The organism is Gelidibacter sp. (assembly GCF_039916245.1).
Lineage (GTDB): Bacteria > Bacteroidota > Bacteroidia > Flavobacteriales > Flavobacteriaceae > Gelidibacter.
In genome coordinates this window covers 1-22758 of sequence record NZ_JBDSLS010000086.1, presented here as the reverse complement: position 1 = coordinate 22758, position 22758 = coordinate 1, and the positions used below count along the sequence as shown (strand labels likewise).

The following is a 22758-nucleotide window of genomic DNA, read 5'->3' as shown; positions in this document are numbered from 1 at the left end:
ACCTTAATTACCAACACAAAAAAAACCTCGATTGCTAAGACTTGGAAAATATTTTTTGAGTGGAGAAATCAGAAAAAGATTCTCATAAAAGTGAAGTAAATCTGTGGTAAAACCTTTTTATTTCAGGTTTTTGTGCACGGCAGATTATAAATGAGAAGTTTGAATTTCTCTAGAGGAAGGTAAAAAAATCCCGAAGTATCTCTCGTCCGAACTTAAAGCTCATTTGGGATATACTTCGGGGAAATTATAAATGCTATTCTAGGGTATTCTATTGTTTATTAGTATAGGTAAACAACTTTGGTTTAAACACAAACATGGCCCAAGCCCAATTGTTGGTATTTTTGTGGTTACCACCTTTTAGGACTTGCATGGTTTCTGTGGCAAACATGTGCGAGTATCCCAATTGAAAATCGATATTATCGGCGATTTTATAACCAAAGGAAAAATCTATCTCAGTTCCTAAATAGTTGTCTTTTTTATGGCCCAAATTGTCAAATACATTCGCCGCAGATGAAAATAGATGGGGTACCAATTGCAAAGTCACTTTTTCCTTTTGATATTTTAAAGGCACACTGATGTCTAATAAACCCACAGAATTGATATGGTTGGCTACATAAAAATAGTCCATCCACCCGTTGAATTTATGATTGGTTCCAAATAAAGGGTTGAAAGAATTGAGCTTGTCTGAAGTCGTATCCATATCGGTACCAGATAGGATTTCAGCACCAACACCTACGGTAAACTCTGAAGCTACCTGATAATATAAGTTTCCTGCCATATTATATGCGCTTAAACTGCGATCAGCAATCTTTCCGGTTTGGAAATAAATAGACGCATCTGCCTTAAATTGTTTTTTTCCAAAAGAAGCAAAAGCACCTAATGTTTGATTGTAATCCACTTCCTGTTTTCCATTAGCTTCATAGGTAAAACCTGTGTTCAAAGCTAATAAGCTTAAATTCATATTATCCAAACTAGTATGGTACCATGCATATTGGAATGCCTTGTAGTTGTTGACATCATAATCTTTTTGAAACAATGTTTCATCCTGTTCATTCATTGCCAAACCAACATCCAAACGGTTTTTGGCATTAGGTTGGTAAGTGGCGATAAAAGCATCATGACTTCTACCCGCTTGTGCCCAATCCACATTTCCGAAAATTCGAGCGTCGTCATAAATAATTTCCTGACGTCCCATTTTGAATGAAAATTCAGAATCTAATTTGAAAGATGCCCAAGCTTCATGGATCGCTGTTCCGTTGACATCATTAACAGATAAAGTATTGACATCGCCCCAAACTCGGACGTTTTGCAATGAAATATACGCTTTCAGTTTTTCACTGCCATATTTGAAATTCAGTCTTGATCGCTGCGACACAAAAGTAGCCGCGTCAACGCCATCAGGAATTAAGGTTTTAAAACCATGTCGGTACTCAACACGAGGTCTCAATTGCAAATCCATACCAAATTCTTGGGCAAAAATGGTGTGACTCAACATGCCTATGCATGCGAAAAGAATTACTTTTTTCATAAGGTATTTATTAAAAACCCTTCATGTTTTTTTTGGATGAAGGGCTGGCTATCGGCAAGAACTATTAAGATTGGGAGATTACATTATGGCAGCGACTGCCTTTTCAATATTTTGAATCGTAGCATCGGAATTAACTCCTAAGCCTTCTTGTTGAAATACCATTTCGCCTTGATCATTAAACACCGTAATGATGTTGGAATGTGAAAAATCAATTGGAGAAATTTTCTTGTAATTCACAGCGACTACCGCGGCAAACTCCCTGGTATTATCTTCAGATGATCTCAGAAATAACCATGGCGCTTTATCCATAACATTTTCTTCAGCAAATGCTTTCAAACGCTCAGGCGTATCTGTATTCGGATCAATGCTAACCATAACCATTTTCACGCGTTGTTTTGTTTTTTTAGAAAGTCGCTCCTCAATATTTCGCATATCTGCCACCAATCGTGGGCAGGCCGCTTTACAGGAAGTATAAATCATGACCGTGACTAAAACCTCGCCTTTTAAATCTTCAAATTGGAGGTCTTCGCCGTTTTGATCGGTCCAAGTAGAGGTAAGATTAAAAATAGAAAGGTCGGAAATTTCATCAGAAGCTGCTTTTTTTTCAACGGCAACTTCTTTTAAATCCATCTTACAAACCGGACAAGATCCTGGTTCGTCGTAAGTTTTATCGCCTTCACATTTCATCGGACATTGAAAGACTACTGTTTCATCCGATGCTTTATTAGGTTCATTTTTACAAGCAGTAAATCCTATAAAAAGAATACTACACAGTATAAAAAAGGTTTTTTTCATGTGTTTAAATTTATTATTTTTCAACCGTCATACTTCGACTTCGCTCAGTACAAGCTTGCTTTTCGCTATCACTCATTTTCATGGGGATTATATTTTTAGCATGCTCGTTTCATGAGTATTATTGGGTTTCAATATCTTTGGCGCATCTAAATCCGAGATTCTTTATCGCGTAATTGGCCTTGATGCTGCCTCTAAAGGCGTAGCGCATAAATGCAGCATAATTCATTAAATCTGTAGCGCCTAAGGAAGCACTTCCACAGAACAGGTTATTGTCTTTTTCGTTATCTTTTCTTGACTCGCCAGAAAGTAACACCGAATTAAAATCGGAAGTCCATTCCCAAACTAGACCATGCAAATCATAAACACCCCAGAAGTTTTTTGGGTTTTGTCCAATTTGATTTTCGTTTGATCGTGGCGCTTCATACCAAGACAAGATTTGCTCATTGTAGGACTTTTTGATGCGGGCATCCTTAACGGTTTCGTCAGCCATCGCTGCATATTCCCATTCGTCCATGGTTGGTAAACGTTTGCCCTGACAGTCGCAATAGGCCTTGGCCGCAAACCAACTAATATAGGTGGCTGGACTATTCAGCTTTTCACCATCTTTGAGTTCAAAATCGTTTTTCCAATTTCGCAAATACATCCCATCGGCAAATATTTTTTTAGCATTTGATTTTTGCCATTGTGGAAATTTCTGTACAAACTTGATGTACTCTTCATTCGTAACAGGATAAACATCCAAATCAAAATCCTTGACCTCAACAACGGTGGAATCCCTTCCGTACAAAGGAATGTAGCGTGCACCTTTAATACGCGCCATATCTTCAGATTGCCCATAACTAAACATATGGAATAAGATCAAAACAAAGGACAATCTGAAGAATTTGGTACGCATTTTTTAGGTATTAGGTTTGAGGTATTAGTATTGGTTTGAGGTATGAGGCATGAGCTTTTAGGTCACATTAAACTCCAATTTCAAACGGTTTATAAAGCTCCTCAAAATATTAATATCATTTCAAGTATAAGTTCATTTTCAAGTTGAAGTTCAATTTCAACTTATTTTTTATTTTTTACTTTCTTGACCATTTCTGGAGTCACTACCGTTTTATTATTGCCCCAACTGTTGTACACATAGGTCAATACGTTCGCAACTTCTTCTTGTGAAATCATTTGTTTGGTCATGATACTGTTGTATTTCAACCCATTTACGGTAATTTCTCCACTTAATCCGTGAAGTACAGCATCAATAGCGCGGTCAACATCAGCATTTAAATAATCTGATTTTGCCAACGGAGGGAATGCATTTGCAATACCTTGTCCTTCTGCTTGGTGACAGGCGATACAGGTTTGACCATAAATCTGTTTTCCGAATTTCATTTGTTCTTCAAATGATTTTGCAGGAATATCAGACTCTTTAATCTCATTGGTGGTAGGCATTTTTTGGATCCCTGGACCTTCTGGAAGATAAATATTATCCATAAGCTCACCAGAGTAGATTTTCTTATTCGCTTCTCCGGTTACATTCAACATGCCTAAAGCACCTTTGTTGAACGCTCTAAAAATAGAGTGGTCCACTAAAATATATGATCCTGGAACATCCACTTTAAACTCAATCATGGCTGCACCACCGGCAGGAATCAGCGTGGTCTGAACATTCTCATTGACCAGACTTCCGCCCTCAACAAACACCTTATCAAATATTTCTCCAATGATATGGAACGACGACACTAAGCCAGGACCTCCGTTACCCATAAATAGTCTTACGGTCTCTCCTACTTTAGCAGTCAACGCATTGTCGCCAGTTAAGGCTCCAACTTTACCATTAAACACTACATAATCAGCCTTTTCATCGACCGCTTTTTGCATGTCAAAAGGTTGCAAACCACGTTCGCCGTTAGCACCTGCTGTATAAAAATCACCTTGCATCACATAGTACTCTTTATCTACCGGAGGTAATCCACCTTCTGGCTCAATCAAAATAAGACCATACATTCCGTTTGCAATGTGCATCCCTACTGGTGCTGTAGCACAGTGGTAAACATACAATCCAGGAGATAATACTTTAAAAGAGAATACTTTTTCGTGCCCTGGAGCAACAAAAGAAGATTCTGCACCTCCACCTGGACCATTCACCGCATGTAAGTCAATGTTGTGAGGGAGTTTGTTATCGGGATGGTTTTGTAAATGGAATTCAATCTCGTCGCCTACTCGGGCTCTGATAAAACTTCCTGGAACTGATCCGCCAAAAGTCCAATAAACATAACGTACGCCATCGGTAATTTCGCCCTCTGCTTCAAGGATTTCCATTTTGACGATGAGTTTTTTTGCTTTTCGATTTCCAACAGGCGCTGGCACGTGTGGTGGCGCGGTCAATTCCGCAAGCATCTCTCGGCTAACTGGAATATCTTCAGTTGCAGCATATTCCGTTTTTTTTTCTTTAAAACAGCTAAAGAGCAAAAGCACGGAGGCACATAGTACGGTAATTTTTAGTTTTGATTTCATAAGTATAATAGTTGTTTTAGTGTTTGATATATCAAAGATGAAAATTTAAAATAAAGTGAAATATGACAAAAATCATATTTCGGATAATTTCATCTGATTTAAAACATATAACACTTTAACCCCTTAAACCACCGTAACTACATGCTATAAATTAAAAGTCATCAACCGCTTATATTTTACCTTCTATATTTTAAAAGTCATGACTGGCAGATTAGCACGGTTGGCCATATCTTCAGAAATACTACCTTCAAAAAAATGTGCCAATCCTTTTCTACCATGTGTTGGCATGACGATCAAATCGGCTCCAAAAACATTTGAAAAATTAATGATGCCTTTTTGTATCGTATAGTCCGACACATAATGCACCTTATTCAAATTGTTCAGATTCCCTTCGGCCTTCATTAAAAAGTTGGCCACGTCCTGTTCCATCTCGGCAGTACTTTTAAAATTTTCGCCTGGAACGTTGACATACAGTAAATTCACCGTTGAATCGGCACCCAAGGTATTTAACGCACGTTTATAGACATCGACACTTTCCTCAGAAAAATCAGAAGCATACACAACATTTTCGAAAGTAAGATTGCCAGGTTTTTGCTTAACAACCAAAACTGGCAGTTTGGAGTGGCGCACCACTTTTTCAGTATTTGAACCTACAAAAACTTCTGTAAACCCACTAACACCATGAGATCCCATTACAATCAAATCAGCACCATGCTCTTCAGCAACCTCGCTTACCTCACTAAAAACCTTGAAGTTTTTGACAATTGGAGTGACTTTGACACCTTCCAAAAAATCTCTTTTTAAGAATTCCTGAAATTTTTGTTCCGCCAGTCTTAAAAAAAACAACATTTTAGGCTGTTGGCTCTCTCCTGTAGCTGTGAATACGGCATTGGACATTTCTAACATGTGCAATGCGAAAATTTCAGCATTATTCTTTTTTGCCAAAATAGCAGCAGCCTCAAGAGCATATTCTGAATATTCTGAAAAGTCTATAGGTACAATTATCTTCTTCATAATTATTTTGTATTAATCTTATTAAAAGGTACGGTTATTTTTTAATAACACTAAGGTATTGAAAGATTCTATAAGTCGTATTACTTATATGGTCATTGAAAACACTTGTGTTTCTGGTTTTTTACGTTTCAAAAGCACATCAAAAGCCATACAGACATTTCTTAAAAATGGCCTACCCTTCTCGGTTACTTGCAATTGACCTTCACTGCGGACTAACAAACCATCGTGTTCCATTTCTTCCAAATGCTCTAAAATCTTAGGTAATTCTTCAAAATAAAGTTCCTTTTCGATCCAAGAAGTTTCAAAATGGCACATCAAATTAAGAATATGTTTTCTTACAATCAAGTCTTCCGCACTCAAAATGTGTCCTTTTACCACGGGAATTATATTTTCCTCTATTAAGTGATAATAATCCTCAAGATTTTTAACATTTTGCGCAAACCCGTACCAGCTATCGCTGATGGATGAAACTCCCAAGCCAATCATTGCCTTGGTTTTTGAAGCCGTATAGCCCATAAAATTGCGATGAAGCTGGTCATTCATCATCGATTGATAAAGCGAGTCAGACTCTAAAGCAAAGTGATCCATCCCAATTTCGTGGTAGCCCGCTTCTGAAAGTTGTGCTTTGCCTATTTCATATTGCTGTCGTTTTGCTTCTCCTGACGGCAAATTGCTTTCATCAAATCCACGCTGGCCATTACCTTTAATCCACGGCACATGCGCATAACTGTAAAATGCAATGCGGTCGGGTTTCAATAGTTTTGTTTTGGCTATGGTTTCTTTAACATGCTCCTCGGTTTGAAAAGGCAATCCAAAAATAAGGTCATGCCCCACCGAAGTGTAACCAATGGCTTTCGCTTGTTCAGTAACCCGTTTGACATTTTCAAAAGGTTGCAGGCGATGAATGGCTTTTTGAACCGTTTCATTATAATCCTGAACACCAAAACTGACCCGTCTAAAGCCGAGGTCATAAAAAGTTTTTAAATGTTCCTCTGTCGTATTATTTGGATGTCCTTCAAAGCTAAACTCATAGTTTTCAGACAGTGTGGCACGATGTAAAATACTATTGATAAGCAAACTCAAGTGCACTGGCGAAAAGAATGTTGGCGTACCACCACCAAAATGCATTTCCTTTATTTTGGGTTTTGACGGCAGCAAATCGCAATATAAATTCCACTCTTTCACTAAAGCCGTGATATAAGGAATTTCAACACTATGCTGCTTTGTGATGCGCTTGTGGCAGCCGCAAAAAGTACATAAACTCTCGCAAAATGGCAGATGGATGTAAAGACTTATCCCTTCTTCTGCATTGCTTTCAGTAAAAGCTTTTAAAAGTGAATCCTTCCATCCCTGCATATTAAAAGTTTGCTCGTCCCAATAAGGAACAGTCGGGTAACTGGTATATCTTGGACCAGCAACGTTGTATTTATCAATTAAAGACCTATTCATTCTTATTTGATTAAATTTGATTCAAAATTATCGTGAACACGCTATTAAAACTATGATATAAGTCATGTGAACTCTTCAATTAAAAGTAATTTTATCAGCATTTAAAAACGAAAAACGCTTAATGGTCGGACCCTATCCTATAATTCAAGTAGGAGTATTCATATAAAAAACCGTAATTTTATTAATTAAACACTAAAACCACTACCCATGAAAAGATTATCACTAATGCTCATTGCCGTTTTTGCTTTGACTTTGACTAACTCTTGTAAAAACGATAAAAAAGAGATTACAGTAGAAGAAACAAGGGATGAAATGCCAATGGCCACCAAAGCTCCGGAAGTTAAAAAACTTGAAATTGCATTAGAACCCAAAAGCAATAGTAAAGTAAAAGGCAGCGCTGTTTTCACCGAACAAGATGGTGTTGTCACTATGGTTACCGTCCTTATCGGAATGACGCCAGGCGAACATGCTATCCACCTTCACGAAAAAGCAGATTGCTCAGCAGCCGATGGCACCTCAACTGGAGGCCACTGGAATCCAACCAAGCAACCTCACGGCAAATGGGGAAGCGCTGAAGGTTACCACAAAGGCGATATTGGAAACCTTACCGCTGACGCCAATGGTAACGGAACCATTACTTTTAGCACTGACGAATGGTGTATTGGCTGTGACGACGTTAACAAAAACATCATAGGAAAAGCAGTGATCGTCCATCAGGATGTTGATGACTTTAAAACCCAACCTACAGGTAATGCTGGAGGGCGCGTAAGTTGCGGAGGTATTATTCAATAATTCAAGAATACAAAACGATAACGAATTGAGCCACTTTAAAAAAAGTGGCTTTTTTATTTCCAATTATCATCCGCTTTATGATCCTCTAAAAAAACGATATGCAACTAGAAGTAGTGATTATAAAATTTAAGCAAAAAGACGAGAAAGCAGTTGAAGAGTAGTACCGGATGTATGGCAATAGAATGCAAGGCGTCTCTATAATATTGTGAGAGATCATGATATTGCAGAAAAAGTCATTCTGGACATTTTTATAAACATGCCGAACATACTAAACTAACCATACCAGCCAGACATGCATTCTGGCGTTTTTTTTTAAACGGACAGAAAGTCTTTTGCATTGGTGAAATTTATGATAATTAATTTATGCCAGTATTCTCCAAGGATGAGTAAATCCGTGAAAATTCGTGAAATTCGTGTCAAAATATTTAGAAGCTAAAGCAAGATGCACTAAGGTACAAACCAGCCCGACGAACGTTCTGACGGGGTTTTAACTTAATTTGAGACCAATAAAAATTCAGCAACCTGATTGGAGTGCTGAATTTTTATTTTAGTATCTGAACAAAGGATTTCTAAATAATTTTAAACTTCGCGGCGGAAAGAAATCTCCTCCTCCATAAAGTCAATTCCCTAAAGATTCCTACTGTTTTACAAACTTTTCTGAATGAGTGTAGTTGGACGGGTAAGCTCCTACTTGCAAGGATAAAGGTCTCAGGACAAATTCGAAGTCCAAAGATTCCACCTTGCCATCTTTACCCAAATGAAATTGCATAAACTCTTCACGTTGTGCAGGATTTTTCCAAACCGCTCTAAAAGTGTCATAATGCCAATGCTCAAGCTTAGCTTCCAAGTCTTTAGAATCCCAAAAGCGCAACACCAAATCCTTTCCATCACGTTTAACTTCTACTTTTCCGTAACCTGGAGACTTATATATCCCTAGATAATCATCTCTATCCAAACTAGATTTTGAACTCTTTGCTCTGGCTTTATGGATTTTCTCGCGTGCTAACAAGGCGCGTTCATAAGAGATCAAATAGCTTTGTAAATAGCGGTCATTCCAGTCCACCTTGCTTTCTCCCAAATAGGCATCCATGACCTGAAAGGCAACGGCATTTCCCAAGGAATTGAAATTATTACCCACCACGATAATTCCCAAATCCAACTCTGGCATCAAATACATCGCCGTATTAAAACCGTCGGTCGCACCACCATGAGTCAGCACACGCTTTCCTTTATAATCGCTGATATTCCATCCAAAACCATAACTTCCTTGCCCTGACAACGCATTTGCTGGTCGCTGTACCATTTGAGGTTTGTGGATTTCGTTCATCTCCTGCGCACTGACAATGGCTTTTCCATTATAGGTCCCTGAATCGCCCAATTGCATCAGCATCCATTTATTCAAATCATTTATTGTAGAATTCACACCGCCTGCTGGACCAGCATTATCCCAGTTTCGTCTTTTAATCGGCACTACTTTGCCATCGATCTCCTGATGTGGATACGCCAGATTATCAGTGCTTTTTAATTGCGTGATACTGGTTGTGCTTGAATGCATTTCAAGGGGCTCAAAAAGTCGTTCTTTCAAAAAGGCATCCCAAGTGCGGCCATCCACATGTTCAATGATCTGTCCTGCCAATGAATACATGACGTTGTTGTACACAAATTCCGTACGGAAAGGTTTTTCCAATTCCATATAGCGCATCTGATAGAGCACGCTATCCCTTGAACTATTGGTCATAAACTGCAGTCGGTTGCCTAATATCCGTCCCAAGCCCACTTGGTGCGTCAGTGCATCACGAATGGTAATTTCCTGAGTGACCCACGGATCCTTTAACTGAAACCAAGGGATGTGTTTGGTGATTTTATCATCCCATTTTATTTTTCCTTCGTCCACTAAAATACCAAGAGCAGCGGCCGTAATATTTTTACTGACCGAGGCAATACTAAAAATGGTATTGGCATCCACCTTCTCCCCACTTCCCAATCGTTTTTCTCCAAAGCCTTTGGCATACACCACTTCGCCATTTTTTACAATGCCCACGGCCATCCCAGGTATTCTCCAATCTTTTCTCCCCGATTCTATCCAAGCATCAAAGTTCTCTGGGAGAGATTCTTGAGCAAAAAGATTGAAAGAAAAGAAACTTAGAAATACAAAGAGCGCAAAGGTATAGCAGCTGAAATAATTTTTGGTCATGGCAATAGGTTTTGCGCTAATATAGTTACAAGTTTGGACAATTGTAATTGGATGATGAGCTTCCTGATTTTCAATATACTTTCTAGCTGTACTCTAAAAAAACATATCAAGAGGAATATGATGAGTTTATGGAGACTTATAAGTTTGAGAGATTTGAGGACTGAGGAGGTTGGACTAAAGCCCACGTCACGTCTTTCGTCTTACCCCCAGCTGAAGCTGGGGTTATTCCAACGCTATTAATATCCATAATACCGAATAATCCCAAGGCTTTAGCTCATAGTTATAAAACGGAAACCAATTCTAGTTCCCCAACTTATAAAATCGCGTAGGACGATATTTATTCTCAATCTGCAGCTCCTTTTTAAGCGTTCCCTTTCTATCCAGAGAATACAGACCGCTAAAGTTACCCGGAATCGCGTTAGGCACAACTATAAAAAGTTTATCGTCTATGATATTAAAAATATTCATACGCGCCGACGGATTGGAGGTGGGAATATCCAATCTGGTAAAATTTTGTGGATTGTCGGTGTCATATTCGTAATACGACAGTTCTAAACCATTTCTGGTGGATACATCTTCACTGGAAGTGAATAAATAAGGATCTTTAGATATATGAAGGTATAATTTATTATTATAGGATGTAATGGACTGGGCAATTCTACCCTCGCCAAAATGTGATTCAATATCGATCTCCCAATCTCTATCAAAGTCGGTCTCACCAGCCTTGATTCGAAAAACCTTGGAAGGATCATGTTTGCTAAATTGATTCCAACCCCAGGAGCAGAAATAAAGATTTCCATCTTCGTCTTTGGTTGTGGGATTATTTTCAGAGACATAAAACCCCACCGTTTTAACACCTGCATAGGAGATGATTTTCTCAAAACTAAAACTCGGAATATCAATGACGGCCAAATAAAAATTGTTATCAGTTTCTGGAATGATATTAAAACTGGCCTCTTTCAAGAAAACAACACTCACATAAAGTTTATCGTCTTGATAATCCATGACCAGAGATCCTGTCCGTATTAAATTATTACCATACTCATCCTCAAATTCTGCATCCGGCCGAAATGCTTTGATATTATCGCGCAGATTTAAGGATTCGCCTAATTGCATAGTTAGCGGATTGAACGATTGGATGGTCTGACCGCCAGTATCTTCATTAAAATAAAAACCGAGATTTTCATTGTACAGCACTAATTTGCGCGAAGGAAATAGATTGTCCTTTCCAATAAATATTTCGCTTTCGATGAAAATTTGATCAGAACTGTTCAAACTTAATCGAAACAAACCAGGTGTAGAAGAGAACCCTCGTTTATCCTTGGCCATACTAAAGATATAATTCTTAAAGAATTGGTGCCCCGACGACGTTGAGGGATCGGAATTGATAAATTTTTGATTCTCCTGAATCAAATCATACGTTTTATTAGGATCTACATCATCTAAAGTGAAACTAAAAAACCGTGTAATATTAGCAGTGGATGCATCTTCTGTAGCTAACACATAATTAAAACTAGAATAATCACTTTTTGGAATTTTATTCGCGTCGTCAAGATTGTTCACTTCACATGAGATGAATCCCAACAATAGGAAACAAAAAAAGGCTTTATAAAATATTTTAAACTTCATCATATTAGAAACTGTAAGTTATTTTCGCTCTAAAATGTCGCCCCGGGCTTTGCATTTTAAATTCGTTATAAACATCTTCATTAAAGACATTTTTTAATTCTGCGCTAAAAGAAATACTCTGTTTTGAGAAATCTCGCACATAAATAAATCCGAAATTATGCGTTTGTTGATTCGGAATGATGCGGCTGGTATTAATTTTTGAATTACCGAACAATCCTAGAAAACCGTTAGGCTCAAATTGTTTTTCAATATAATCAAGATAATATTGATGCACATAGGAATAATCCCAGAAAAAAGAGAGATCGGTAGACAAATTCAACACTTCTTTAACATTATAGGATGCGCTAAAATTTCCGTAGTAAAAAGGCATATTAGCAATTCGCGCGTTTTTAAAATGCTCCTTGTTTTCATAACTATCATTAGACGATTGTAAGCGAAAGTCATTCCAAGTTAAATTTCCTGATAAACGCAAATTATCTAAGGGCTCATAATGGGCCTGAAGTTCCACGCCAAATCCTTTGACATTATCCAAATTGAGAAAAGTAGCTTGATATTGGTTGATGTCTTTAAGGCGAATCAAATTTTTGGTATCGCGATAATACGTGTTTATTTCAAAACCATAAGTTTCGGCGGCAAAGGTATATCCCAAATTCATGTTCCTACTTTCCTCAGGAGTCAGTTCGTAATTAGCGATAATAAAGTTATTATCTCCAAACAATTCTTGTTGTTCGGGCAATCGGAAGGTGTTTTCGTAAGATAATCGGACGTAGCTTTTAGCGTTGACATTGTATTTTAAAGCTTGTGAAAAGCTCAAGCCGGTATTGACCACATCTTTATTTATGATATTTTCTTCCAATGGATTTTCGGACGCATTATACTGCCCGGCAAAATTTCCTAAGAGGAATTTAAATTGGGTATTCGATTCCAATTTACGATCGAAAAATTGTGAATTTAAAGCAAAATTGGTAATCAACTTATTGTAGTTGGTGCCATTCAGATTAAGGTCACCAACGTTTGACTTTCGGTTGTAATGGCTAAAAACCGTATTATTTTCTATTTGAAAATATTCATTGATTAAGTAGTTAAGGTTGGTACGTGAGGTAAATTGTTTAAAGTTGTTTTCTAGATAGCCCTTATCCAAAAGCATATTTCCCATTTCTGATCCAGAATTAGTAGGATGAGCAACGCCTTTCCAATCATAATACACATTTTTTGCCAAATCAAAGATCTCAAAATAGATCTGACTAAACACCAAAAACTGATTGACACTTAATCTGTTTTCAAAGAAATGATTCTTGTATTTAACAGAAGGAATAAAGTTCCCACGCTCTCGACGGTATACTTCTCCGAAAGGGCGTGCTCGCGAAAAGGGATCGTTTTGAATTTCCTTTTTCAAACCATAAGAATTGACTTTAAACTCAATGGATTCTGCCCACGATAACTTATAGGCTTGTAATGAGAACTCTAAAGAATGCTGGTTAAAAGCATTGTGAAACAAGCGCTCTCTTATATAAGCCACCTTACCACTATTGGGATCTTTGTAAGGTAGATCATCCACCTTATAATTGTTTTTTGAATAATTGTAAAAACTATTCACTCCAAAATACAAGTGCTCATTTAATTTAATACTGGCGTTGGCAGTGGCAATATGGGTGTCAAAAGATCCGGTTTCATAGGATACCGTACCAGAAGTTTTATTAATGTTTTTAGGCACAATGTTGATCGCACTGCCTAAGGCATCTACCCCTATTTTTGTAGGCAATACCCCTTTATAAATTTCCACGCGACTGATGGCATTAGTCGGCACTTTGGTTAATCCATAGTTGGATCCTAGATAATCTATCGGAATATCATCGTAAAGGAACTTTACGGCATTGCCTTGAAAGCCACCCACAATAACATTGCTTGTAGATCCCAAGCCGCCTATATTTCTGATTTTAACCCCCGGACTTTTATCCACCAAATCTTCTACAGAATTGGCACGTCGGGTATTAGTTTCTACAGAAATAATATCCGATTTGATGGCGCTGTTTTTCAATTTCTCACTTAAACTTAAAGTTTTAAGCCTGACTTCATCCAAATCGTAAGTCATCATTTCAATGTGAAGGATCACATTCTGTACTTCGCCAGACTTAATTTGTATGGTTTCAATGCCGAATTGAAAACCGTCGTAAATGGGATAGATATTATAATTTCCAGGAGGAAGGTTTTTAAAAATAAATCTGCCTTCCTTGTTGGTCAGCGTTTTACCATTGGTTTCAACCAACCGTATTTCAACATTTTCCACTTGATCATCAAGGGCATTTATAAGTTTCCCTTGGATTACTCCGGTACTTTGTGAAAGGACTAAGAGAGGAAAAAGTATTAAAAGTAAACATGTAAAATTCCTAAACATAAATGGTGGAAAGATTTTTATAACGCTGCTTATTTTATCTGAATTGGGCACATTCCATAGTATCTTAAATTAAAAGATACCTTTGAAAATGCGCCCGGTCAGATTAGTAAAGCCCTTTGTGGGGCTTTCTACACTTTAATAGGACTGCTTATTTATTATCAAAAAACCCGCAATAATAAGATGAACCATCAGGATTCGTTAACACGGGAGATTTACTTCTATCAATCTTCTGTTTTACCAAAGTGAATTTGGCTTTAGATCCATTACCCAATTCTCCATTGAAAGTAATTACTGATTTGCCTTCCACTTCCTTTACTACAATATTTTCAGGTGATAACCCAAAGTGATATCCAGGTCTTTTTTTATTTGTTTGAATGATTGCAAAATCTTCCATATTACCTTCCCACGTCCAAAATTCAGCGGCGTAAGGATCGAACAATTGATATTCACCATCCGTTAATATGAAATAAAACTTGGAATCTGCACGAAATTCATAACCCGTAATGAGTTCTACGATACAACCATCGCTTGCAGGAATCCCCCCTTCAGTCATGGTTATAAAATCAACATTGGTCAATTGCCAATCGCCGACTAAGTTCACTTCTTCTTTAGTAGCATTATCATCATCACTAGAACAGGAATAAAATACCATTCCAAAAACGACAGCACTCAATAAAACTAATTTTTTCATGAAATTTGATTTTTTTTAATGTGGTGCAAATTTAAGGCTTATTTAGACTAGGACTAAATGGAATGGGCGGTTTTTATAATGCTCGCGGAATAAAAGTATCGAAATAAGGTTTTAAAATATTTCCTAAATCACAACACGAAATTTAACACCATAACTGGAACTTTCAAAAACAACAAAAGACCATCATCTTAACAAAATAATTACTATTTTTAAGCGTCATCAAAGTTTGCCGTTGTTTAGTTAAATCCGAGTTGTCTCAGAGAACTTATACTAAAACCGGCCTTTCTTTAAACCGAAATGCAAAAAAAACAATTGTATTTAAATTATAATATCTAATAATATGAGCGACGAAAAGAAAAAACTAACCTCGGTATCCGGCAGGCCGATTGCAGAAAATCAAAATGTAAAAACTGCAGGCAGAAGAGGTCCGATGCTTCTGGAGGATTTTTGGTTCTTAGAAAAGCTGGCGCATTTTGACAGAGAGGTTATTCCTGAAAGAAGGATGCACGCCAAAGGTTCTGGTGCCTTCGGAACATTTACCGTAACTCACGACATCACGAAATATACGAAAGCCAAGATATTTTCAGAAATAGGCAAAAAGACAGATATGTTTGCGCGCTTTTCAACCGTTGCTGGAGAACGAGGTGCCGCTGATGCCGAACGAGATATCAGAGGTTTTGCATTGAAATTTTACACAGAAGAAGGCAATTGGGACTTAGCAGGAAATAATACGCCTGTGTTCTTTATGAGAGATCCATATAAATTTCCTGACCTTAATAAAGCAGTCAAACGCGACCCGAAAACAAACTTAAGAAGTGCTAATCATAATTGGGATTTTTGGACACTTTTACCAGAAGCATTGCATCAAGTCACTATTTTAATGAGTGACAGAGGTATTCCAAAATCATACCGACATATGCACGGTTTTGGCAGTCACACCTTTAGTTTTTTAAATGCTGCTAACGAACGTAGCTGGGTAAAATTCCATTTTGTAACCGCACAGGGCATTCAAAATTTAACCGATGAAGAAGCCATGCATATCGTCGGAAAAGATAGAGAAAGTAACCAACGTGATTTGTTTGACGCAATTGAAAAAGGAAATTTTCCGAAATGGCATTTGAAAGTGCAAATTATGCCCGAAGCAGATAAAGACTACCGTTTCAATCCGTTTGACCTGACTAAAGTTTGGCCACACGCTGATTATCCACTGATTGATGTTGGTGTCATGGAACTCAACAGAAATCCTGAAAATTACTTTGCAGATGTGGAGCAAGCAGCGTTTAATCCTGCAAACGTGGTTCCAGGAATTGGATTTTCTCCAGATAGAATGTTGCAAGGCCGTTTATTCTCTTATGGTGATGCGCAACGTTACCGATTAGGTGTGAATCACTACCAAATTCCTGTCAATAAACCACAATGTCCGTTTCACAATCCGCATCGTGATGGCGCCATGCGCGTAGACGGCAATGAAGGATCAACGCTTCATTACGAACCAAACAGCTATGGCCAATGGGCAGAGAGTAAACAATTTGCTGAACCTGCCCTACATTTAGAAGGCGATGCTTTTCATTACGACCATAGAGAGGATGATGATTATTACACCCAACCTGGCAATTTATTCCGATTAATGACGCCTGCACAACAGCAAGTATTGTTTGAAAATACAGCGCGACAAGTTGGTGGTGCCGAGAAATTCATTCAGGAACGGCATACCGGTAATTGCTATAAAGCCGATCCAGCATACGGAATAGGCGTTGCAAAGGCGTTAGGAATTAATCCTACCGATATCGATTTTAACATCAACAATGTCGAATATTAGTAACTAAAGTGCATTAAAAAATATGGTCATGAGATTTTTGATTCTTTTAGTACATACTTAATGAATATTCACGAATACGGTAACATCATCGTTGGCGGTGGATTGGCAGGCATATCAGCAGCCATCGAACTTCTGGATAATCATAAAAAAGTTCTTATAATTGAAAGGGATATCAAAGAGAACTTCGGAGGATTGGCAAAAAAATCCTTCGGAGGCATTCTGTTTTCTGGTACACCTCTCCAAAAAAGAGCGGGAATTAAAGATTCTCCCACCTTACTTTTTGAGGATTGGATGCGTTATGGCGTATTCACTGAAACAGATAGTTTCGGCGCACAATGGGCCAAATTTTATTCAGAACATTCAGTTTCTATTATTTATGACTGGCTCATTGCTAAAAAAGTCGATTTTCTTCCTGTGGTCAACTGGCCAGAACGCGGGATGGATGTCAAAGGAAATTCAGTCCCCAGGTGGCATATCACCTGGGGAACTGGATATGACTTGTCCAATAAAGTTGTAAAACACTTGTTGAATCATCCCAATAAAGGAAATCTGGAAATTAAATTTCAACACAAAGTGACCTCTATTCTTATAGAAAACAAAAAGACCATTGGAATTGAAGTTCTCGATGAAACGACACAAGAGAACTTAATCCTAAAATCTAAAAATGTAATCATTGCCTCAGGCGGAATTACAGGTGGCGATTTAAAATTGGTCAAAAATAATTGGCTTCCCGAATATGGGACACCGCCAGACAACCTATTAAATGGTTCTCATAAATACGCAGATGGCACCATTCATCTAAATTTAGAACAACAAGGCATACCTTCCACAAACTTAAACAGACAGTGGCACTACGCCGCTGGGATTCCCACACCACATCCTGAACAAGGAAAATTCAGAGATGGCTTGAGCTTGGTGCCTCCCCGATCGGCTATTTGGGTTGACGCCATAGGAAAACGATTTGATCCGCCCCTTGTGCCATATACGGATACGTCGTATTTTGTAGAACATATTCTAAAAACAAAGGAGCAGTATTCATGGAGTATTATGAACCGAAAAATTGCCCTTAAAGAATTGGCAGTTTCAGGTTCGGAATATATGACGGCTTTCAGAAACAGGAACAAATTACAGATGATCAAAGAGGTTTTATTTGGAAACAAAGCCTTAATAAACCGATTGATTGAAGAATCAGATCACTTTGTAGTTGCCGATACGCTTGAGGAGTTAGTTAAAAAAATGAACCAACAACCGGTCACGAATGCGGTAGATATAGAAATTCTGAAAAAGGATCTGCAAAGTTATGATGACGAGATTGATCGTGGAAAATCCTATTTTAATGACGAACAATTGCGACGCTTAGTCAATTTCAGACTGTACCGCGGCGATAAAATCCGAACTTCTAAATTTCAAAAAATTCTCGATCCAAAAGCAGGACCATTAATTGCAGTGAAGCAATATATTTTGAGTCGAAAAAGCTTGGGCGGCATCCCTACCAATTTAAATTCACAAGTCATTGATAAGGATGGCGAAATCATCTCAGGATTATATGCTGTGGGAGAAGCTGCCGGATTTGGCGGCGGTGGCATTCATGGCGCACGTTCGTTAGAAGGCACTTTTTTAGGATCATGTATTTTAACAGGTCGCGTTGCAGGAGCAAACATCTCGGGAATAAAACTTTAAAATTAAAATTGAATATGAAATGAGCGTGTTGAAAATTTTAATACCCATGAAACAGCTCCTTAACAAACAGATTTTTAGCATTAAATAAAATAAACACATGAATCGAGCATGCTAAAAGTTTTCCCCCTTTGGGAATTATTAATTGCGAATAGCATGTTACCATTGAAAAACAATAAAAATTATAACATGAAAAAAACAGGTGCATGGTTAGTCGTTAAAGCATTAGAGCAACTCCCTATTTCGCATACATTTGGTGTTCCTGGAGTTCATAACACAGAGATTTATGACGAATTAAACAAGTCTGAAAAAATCAAACCAATTTTGGTTACCCATGAAGGCGGTGGCGCGTTTATGGCCGATGCCATCAGTCGTACATCAGATAGCATTGGAACTTTAGTCATTGTTCCTGCAGCTGGAGTGACGCATGCCTTAAGTGGCATTGGCGAAGCTTTTTTAGATGGCATTCCTATGCTGATCATCTCGGGCGGGATTCGTACCGATGTTAAAAAAAGTTATCAACTTCATGAATGGGACATGCACTCGGTTTTGAGCGGCATTACTAAAAAGACCTATAAACTAACGAAGCATGAAGACATTATGTCTAGCGTTTTTGAGGCTTATAATATTGCAACTTCCGGATGTCCTGGCCCTGTTTTTATAGAAATACCAACCAATGTTCAATTGTTTAAAGGCGAAGTTTCAGAAATATTAACTTATAAAAAACAAGACAACACACCAACCGTACTCGCGTCTCAAATAGACGAAGCCATTCGAATTATTTCAGGATCTAAAAAAGTGGGACTGTTTTTAGGTTGGGGTGCTAAAGAAGCCACTGCTACAAGCATCCAAATTGCCGAACGACTAAACGCTCCAGTATCCACAACACTACAAGGCTATAGCGTATTTCCAGGCGATCACGAATTATTTACAGGCATGGGTTTTGGTCCTGCATCGGTACCCGCTTCAGAAAACGCCTTTAAAGATATTGATTGCTTAATTGCCGTAGGCACACGGTTTGCCGAAATCCCAACAGGAAGCTATGGCGCCACAGTTCCAGAGAACTTGATTCATATTGATATCGACAAAAATGTTTTCGATAAAAACTACAAGAGCAAACTCGCCATTGAAGGCGATGCAAAACAGGTTTTAGAAAGCTTATTGACAGAACTAAAAAATAAGAATATCACAAAAAACAATTCTAATTTAATTAGTTCCATTGCAAAAGATAAACAAGCGTATTACAAGGAATGGTCTGATTATAAATTTGATAGGGTAAATCCGTATCTCTTTTTCAAGAGTTTAAGAAGCCATTTGGATGACGACGCGATTACAGTTGTGGACGACGGTAATCACACCTTCCTGACCGTTGAGTTATTTCAGAATTTAAAAAGTAAACATTTAATCAGCCCGACCGATTTCAATTGCATGGGTTACTGTGTTCCTGCAGCCATCGGCGCTAAATTTGCCAATCCAAACAAACAGGTTATTGGAATCGTTGGTGACGGTGCATTTCTGATGACTGGATTGGAGTTGTTAACTGCAAAACGGAATAATTTAGGAATCGTGATTTTCGTATTTCATGATGGTGAGTTGTCTCAAATCTCACAAGGCCAAGAAATCCCTTATAACCGAAAAACCTCCACCGTTTTGGGCGATTTCAACATCGATGGCATTGCGCACGCCGTTGGTGCGGAATATTTGCTCATTGAAAACGATGCTCAGACCGATCAAATTATTAGTACGGCACTTAAATCTGCTCAATCAAATAAAACGGTGTTGGTGGATATTCATATCGATTATAAAAAGCGCACCCGATTTACGAAAGGTGTCGTGAAAACTATTTTAGGGAATTTTCCCTTAAAGGATAAAGTTCGGTTTATTGGCAGGGCAATGACACGAAAGATTTTGGGGTAGGTGTAAAATGAACCAAGATACTTCGACAAAATCAGCAACCGCCGCTGCGCTGTTAGAATTAAGAACATAGACTTGCATCGTTAAGGGTTCCAATGATAACATTTGAATTTCACAATCAAACATAATTATATGAGACGACCAATTCTTAAGAAATTGATTATTTTAGTTCCTAGTTAAAAATAAATACTAAATTTTCATAATTTGCTGTAAACGTTACAGCATTTATAATCATAAAAAACAATAAAAATGGCAGATCAATTTGACTTAATACCCGGCAATTCATTAATCACAAAAACTCCAGAAGAAGGACGACAATTAGCTGTAAAAATGGCACGACTTATCATAAAAGTTACGCAACCAGACGCAGCGGTTAGAGAGAAACTACGCCCTGTATATGCAGACGATGCGGCCATGCTAATCGCCATTGGTCAAACTGTGGCCACCGAATTTGCAACCATTGCTGCGGCAAATAATTACTGGAGAATCGGGAAAAAACTGTGACCTTAAAAAAGCACACACTCATAAAAAAAAGAGTTGGGTGGCAGTTTTCATAGTTCTTAAATTAATAAGGCAAGGCTTAAATATCAATGATTCAATAGTGGATTCATCCTTACATACTTTTTTAGCGTAGAGGGTTTTATGAGATTCTACAATTCGACTGTTTCCACAAAAAAGTAAAATGCCAGTTTACTTGATAAAGTAAATCGAAAAAAGGAAAAACAATACTTTAGCAATAAGAGAAGATTACCATGAAAACATAAACACTTATTGAATTCGCCTAAAATTAAAACAATCCAAACTTGACAATTAATCAACACAAAAAAAATCAACTTTCAGACCACCAAAATCAGTTTATTCAACATAAAAAAGAAGGTAACACAAATTCCTTTTATCAATAAAAATAAAAACAAGTATCTTTACACCGATTGATTTAAGATAAGGAACGCATGATTCTAACCAGTGAAAACATCCTATTAGTTGGCTCTATATTACTTTTTATAAGCATTATTGTAGGGAAAACTTCTTACAAATTTGGAGTCCCAACATTAATACTGTTTTTAGCCATAGGCATGCTGGCTGGTTCCGATGGTATTGGCGGCATCAGTTTTGACAACCCAAAAACCGCACAGCTCATTGGTGTTGTTGCCCTTAACTTCATTCTATTTTCTGGTGGTCTCGACACCAATTTTAAATCCATAAAACCCATTCTTAGAGAAGGACTTGTACTATCCACCATCGGTGTTTTGCTCACGGCAGTTTCACTAGGAACATTTGTGTATTACGTTACCGACCTAACCATCTATGAAAGCATGCTATTGGGTTCTATCGTTTCATCAACAGACGCAGCCGCCGTTTTCTCTATTTTACGTTCGAAAAGTCTCGCGCTAAAAAAGAACCTCAGACCTACACTGGAGTTGGAAAGCGGGAGTAACGACCCCATGGCCTATGTACTGACTATTGCGTTTTTAACCTTAGTCATTAACCAAGACATGAGTTTAGCATCCATTGTTCCCATGTTTTTTCAGCAAATGATTTTGGGTGCCGGTGCAGGTTTTGGCTTTGGAATCGCAAGTAAATTCATCATCAACAGAATCAGGCTCGACTTTGAAGGCCTCTACCCTGTTTTGGTTATCGCTTTAATGTTCATCACATTTTCAGCAACAGATTTTGTAGGTGGTAACGGCTTCCTCGCCATATACATTTGTGCGCTGTACTTAGGAAATCAAGATCTCATCCATAAGAAAACCATATTAAAAATGTACGATGGTTTGGCTTGGCTGATGCAAATTGTCTTGTTCCTTACTTTAGGACTCTTGGTTTTCCCTTCTGAAATCGTGCCTTATATTGGCATTGGACTGCTTATTTCCTTATTCTTGATCATCGTTGCGCGACCATTGGCCGTATTTATCAGTTTGATGTTTTTCAAAATGAAATTAAGAAGACGCTTTTATATCTCATGGGTCGGCTTGCGTGGCGCCGTACCGATTGTATTTGCAACATATCCACTGTTGGCAGGCATTGAAAAAGCAGATATGATGTTCAATATCGTATTCTTTATATCCGTAACGTCTATTCTAATTCAATGGACAACATTATCCATTGTGGCAAAATGGCTCAAAGTAGGTCTCCCTGAAAAAGCGAAAAAGATTTCAGAAATAGACCAACTCATTTTAGATCTCCCCAAATCTTCAATGCAAGAATTTGAGATTTTACCCGACTATTTCGCAGTTAACAAACGTATTGTAGATGTAAATTTTCCTGCATCGGCATTTATTGTCATGATAAAGCGCGATAAACAATACATCCGTCCGGGTGGTTCTACTGTAATTAAGGCACATGACGTATTAATGGTGCT

16 protein-coding genes are annotated in these 22758 nt (G+C 37.9%); 6 read left to right on the top strand and 10 right to left on the bottom strand.

Annotation, left to right across the window (positions count from 1 at the left end; translation table 11 throughout):
* Window positions 1–268: 268 nt before the first annotated feature.
* The 6 genes from ABIQ28_RS04180 to hemN all read right to left on the bottom strand — a co-directional run bounded on the left by ABIQ28_RS04180 (window position 269) and on the right by hemN (window position 7288).
* Window positions 269–1528, bottom strand: a complete 1260-nt coding sequence (locus tag ABIQ28_RS04180; RefSeq protein ID WP_348035517.1) for an alginate export family protein — start codon at window positions 1526–1528, stop codon at window positions 269–271.
* Between the two features lie 78 nt (window positions 1529–1606).
* Window positions 1607–2323 carry an SCO family protein gene (locus ABIQ28_RS04175; RefSeq protein WP_348035515.1) on the bottom strand — a complete coding sequence of 239 codons (717 nt, stop codon included), beginning with the start codon at window positions 2321–2323 and terminating at the stop codon, window positions 1607–1609.
* 118 nt (window positions 2324–2441) lie between these two features.
* Entirely contained in the window at window positions 2442–3218 is a 777-nt protein-coding gene (locus ABIQ28_RS04170; protein ID WP_348035514.1) for a formylglycine-generating enzyme family protein, read from the bottom strand.
* A 161-nt stretch (window positions 3219–3379) separates the two neighbouring features.
* Window positions 3380–4825, bottom strand: coding sequence for a copper-containing nitrite reductase (gene nirK, locus ABIQ28_RS04165; RefSeq protein ID WP_348035513.1), 1446 nt, complete (start codon window positions 4823–4825; stop codon window positions 3380–3382).
* A 183-nt stretch (window positions 4826–5008) separates the two neighbouring features.
* Window positions 5009–5839, bottom strand: a complete 831-nt coding sequence (locus ABIQ28_RS04160; RefSeq protein ID WP_348035512.1) for a universal stress protein — start codon at window positions 5837–5839, stop codon at window positions 5009–5011.
* An 84-nt stretch (window positions 5840–5923) separates the two neighbouring features.
* The gene (gene hemN / locus ABIQ28_RS04155; protein WP_348035511.1) at window positions 5924–7288 is read right to left on the bottom strand and encodes an oxygen-independent coproporphyrinogen III oxidase; all 1365 of its coding nucleotides are present in this window, start codon (window positions 7286–7288) and stop codon (window positions 5924–5926) included.
* Between the two features lie 207 nt (window positions 7289–7495).
* Between hemN and ABIQ28_RS04150 the strand changes: the two genes are divergently transcribed.
* Entirely contained in the window at window positions 7496–8080 is a 585-nt protein-coding gene (locus tag ABIQ28_RS04150) for a superoxide dismutase family protein (protein WP_348035510.1), read from the top strand.
* Between the two features lie 637 nt (window positions 8081–8717).
* On the opposite strand, the gene ABIQ28_RS04145 is transcribed toward ABIQ28_RS04150, so the two are convergent.
* The 4 genes from ABIQ28_RS04145 to ABIQ28_RS04130 form a co-directional block, all read right to left on the bottom strand.
* Window positions 8718–10274, bottom strand: a complete 1557-nt coding sequence (locus ABIQ28_RS04145; protein WP_348035509.1) for a serine hydrolase — start codon at window positions 10272–10274, stop codon at window positions 8718–8720.
* A 300-nt stretch (window positions 10275–10574) separates the two neighbouring features.
* Complete coding sequence (locus tag ABIQ28_RS04140; protein ID WP_348035508.1) at window positions 10575–11906, bottom strand: hypothetical protein; 1332 nt, start codon at window positions 11904–11906, stop codon at window positions 10575–10577.
* 1 nt (window position 11907) lies between these two features.
* On the bottom strand, window positions 11908–14298 hold the full coding sequence (locus ABIQ28_RS04135; protein WP_348035506.1) for a TonB-dependent receptor: 2391 nt from the start codon (window positions 14296–14298) through the stop codon (window positions 11908–11910).
* A gap of 148 nt (window positions 14299–14446) precedes the next feature.
* Window positions 14447–14989: a hypothetical protein gene (locus tag ABIQ28_RS04130; RefSeq protein ID WP_348035504.1), complete on the bottom strand. Its 543-nt coding sequence runs from the start codon at window positions 14987–14989 to the stop codon at window positions 14447–14449.
* Between the two features lie 340 nt (window positions 14990–15329).
* Between ABIQ28_RS04130 and ABIQ28_RS04125 the strand changes: the two genes are divergently transcribed.
* The 5 genes from ABIQ28_RS04125 to ABIQ28_RS04105 form a co-directional block, all read left to right on the top strand.
* Window positions 15330–16808, top strand: coding sequence for a catalase (locus tag ABIQ28_RS04125; RefSeq protein WP_348035503.1), 1479 nt, complete (start codon window positions 15330–15332; stop codon window positions 16806–16808).
* 60 nt (window positions 16809–16868) lie between these two features.
* Window positions 16869–18488 carry an FAD-binding protein gene (locus ABIQ28_RS04120; RefSeq protein ID WP_348035501.1) on the top strand — a complete coding sequence of 540 codons (1620 nt, stop codon included), beginning with the start codon at window positions 16869–16871 and terminating at the stop codon, window positions 18486–18488.
* Between the two features lie 186 nt (window positions 18489–18674).
* The gene (locus ABIQ28_RS04115) at window positions 18675–20402 is read left to right on the top strand and encodes a thiamine pyrophosphate-binding protein (protein ID WP_348035499.1); all 1728 of its coding nucleotides are present in this window, start codon (window positions 18675–18677) and stop codon (window positions 20400–20402) included.
* 246 nt (window positions 20403–20648) lie between these two features.
* Window positions 20649–20903 carry a hexameric tyrosine-coordinated heme protein gene (locus ABIQ28_RS04110; RefSeq protein WP_348035498.1) on the top strand — a complete coding sequence of 85 codons (255 nt, stop codon included), beginning with the start codon at window positions 20649–20651 and terminating at the stop codon, window positions 20901–20903.
* 446 nt (window positions 20904–21349) lie between these two features.
* The coding region (locus tag ABIQ28_RS04105) for a potassium/proton antiporter (protein WP_348035496.1) at window positions 21350–22758 on the top strand (1409 nt) is incomplete at its 3' end.

Bases quoted from the DNA above. Each gene is read 5' to 3' on its own strand.
- ABIQ28_RS04170 (WP_348035514.1), bottom strand. From the start codon at position 3,218: ATGCGTACCAAATTCTTCAGATTGTCCTTTGTTTTGATCTTATTCCAT.
- nirK (WP_348035513.1), bottom strand. From the start codon at position 4,825: ATGAAATCAAAACTAAAAATTACCGTACTATGTGCCTCCGTGCTTTTG.
- ABIQ28_RS04110 (WP_348035498.1), top strand. From the start codon at position 20,649: ATGGCAGATCAATTTGACTTAATACCCGGCAATTCATTAATCACAAAA.
- ABIQ28_RS04135 (WP_348035506.1), bottom strand. From the start codon at position 14,298: ATGTTTAGGAATTTTACATGTTTACTTTTAATACTTTTTCCTCTCTTA.
- ABIQ28_RS04175 (WP_348035515.1), bottom strand. From the start codon at position 2,323: ATGAAAAAAACCTTTTTTATACTGTGTAGTATTCTTTTTATAGGATTT.
- ABIQ28_RS04130 (WP_348035504.1), bottom strand. From the start codon at position 14,989: ATGAAAAAATTAGTTTTATTGAGTGCTGTCGTTTTTGGAATGGTATTT.
- ABIQ28_RS04150 (WP_348035510.1), top strand. From the start codon at position 7,496: ATGAAAAGATTATCACTAATGCTCATTGCCGTTTTTGCTTTGACTTTG.
- ABIQ28_RS04140 (WP_348035508.1), bottom strand. From the start codon at position 11,906: ATGATGAAGTTTAAAATATTTTATAAAGCCTTTTTTTGTTTCCTATTG.
- ABIQ28_RS04180 (WP_348035517.1), bottom strand. From the start codon at position 1,528: ATGAAAAAAGTAATTCTTTTCGCATGCATAGGCATGTTGAGTCACACC.
- ABIQ28_RS04160 (WP_348035512.1), bottom strand. From the start codon at position 5,839: ATGAAGAAGATAATTGTACCTATAGACTTTTCAGAATATTCAGAATAT.
- ABIQ28_RS04145 (WP_348035509.1), bottom strand. From the start codon at position 10,274: ATGACCAAAAATTATTTCAGCTGCTATACCTTTGCGCTCTTTGTATTT.
- ABIQ28_RS04120 (WP_348035501.1), top strand. From the start codon at position 16,869: ATGAATATTCACGAATACGGTAACATCATCGTTGGCGGTGGATTGGCA.
- hemN (WP_348035511.1), bottom strand. From the start codon at position 7,288: ATGAATAGGTCTTTAATTGATAAATACAACGTTGCTGGTCCAAGATAT.
- ABIQ28_RS04125 (WP_348035503.1), top strand. From the start codon at position 15,330: ATGAGCGACGAAAAGAAAAAACTAACCTCGGTATCCGGCAGGCCGATT.
- ABIQ28_RS04115 (WP_348035499.1), top strand. From the start codon at position 18,675: ATGAAAAAAACAGGTGCATGGTTAGTCGTTAAAGCATTAGAGCAACTC.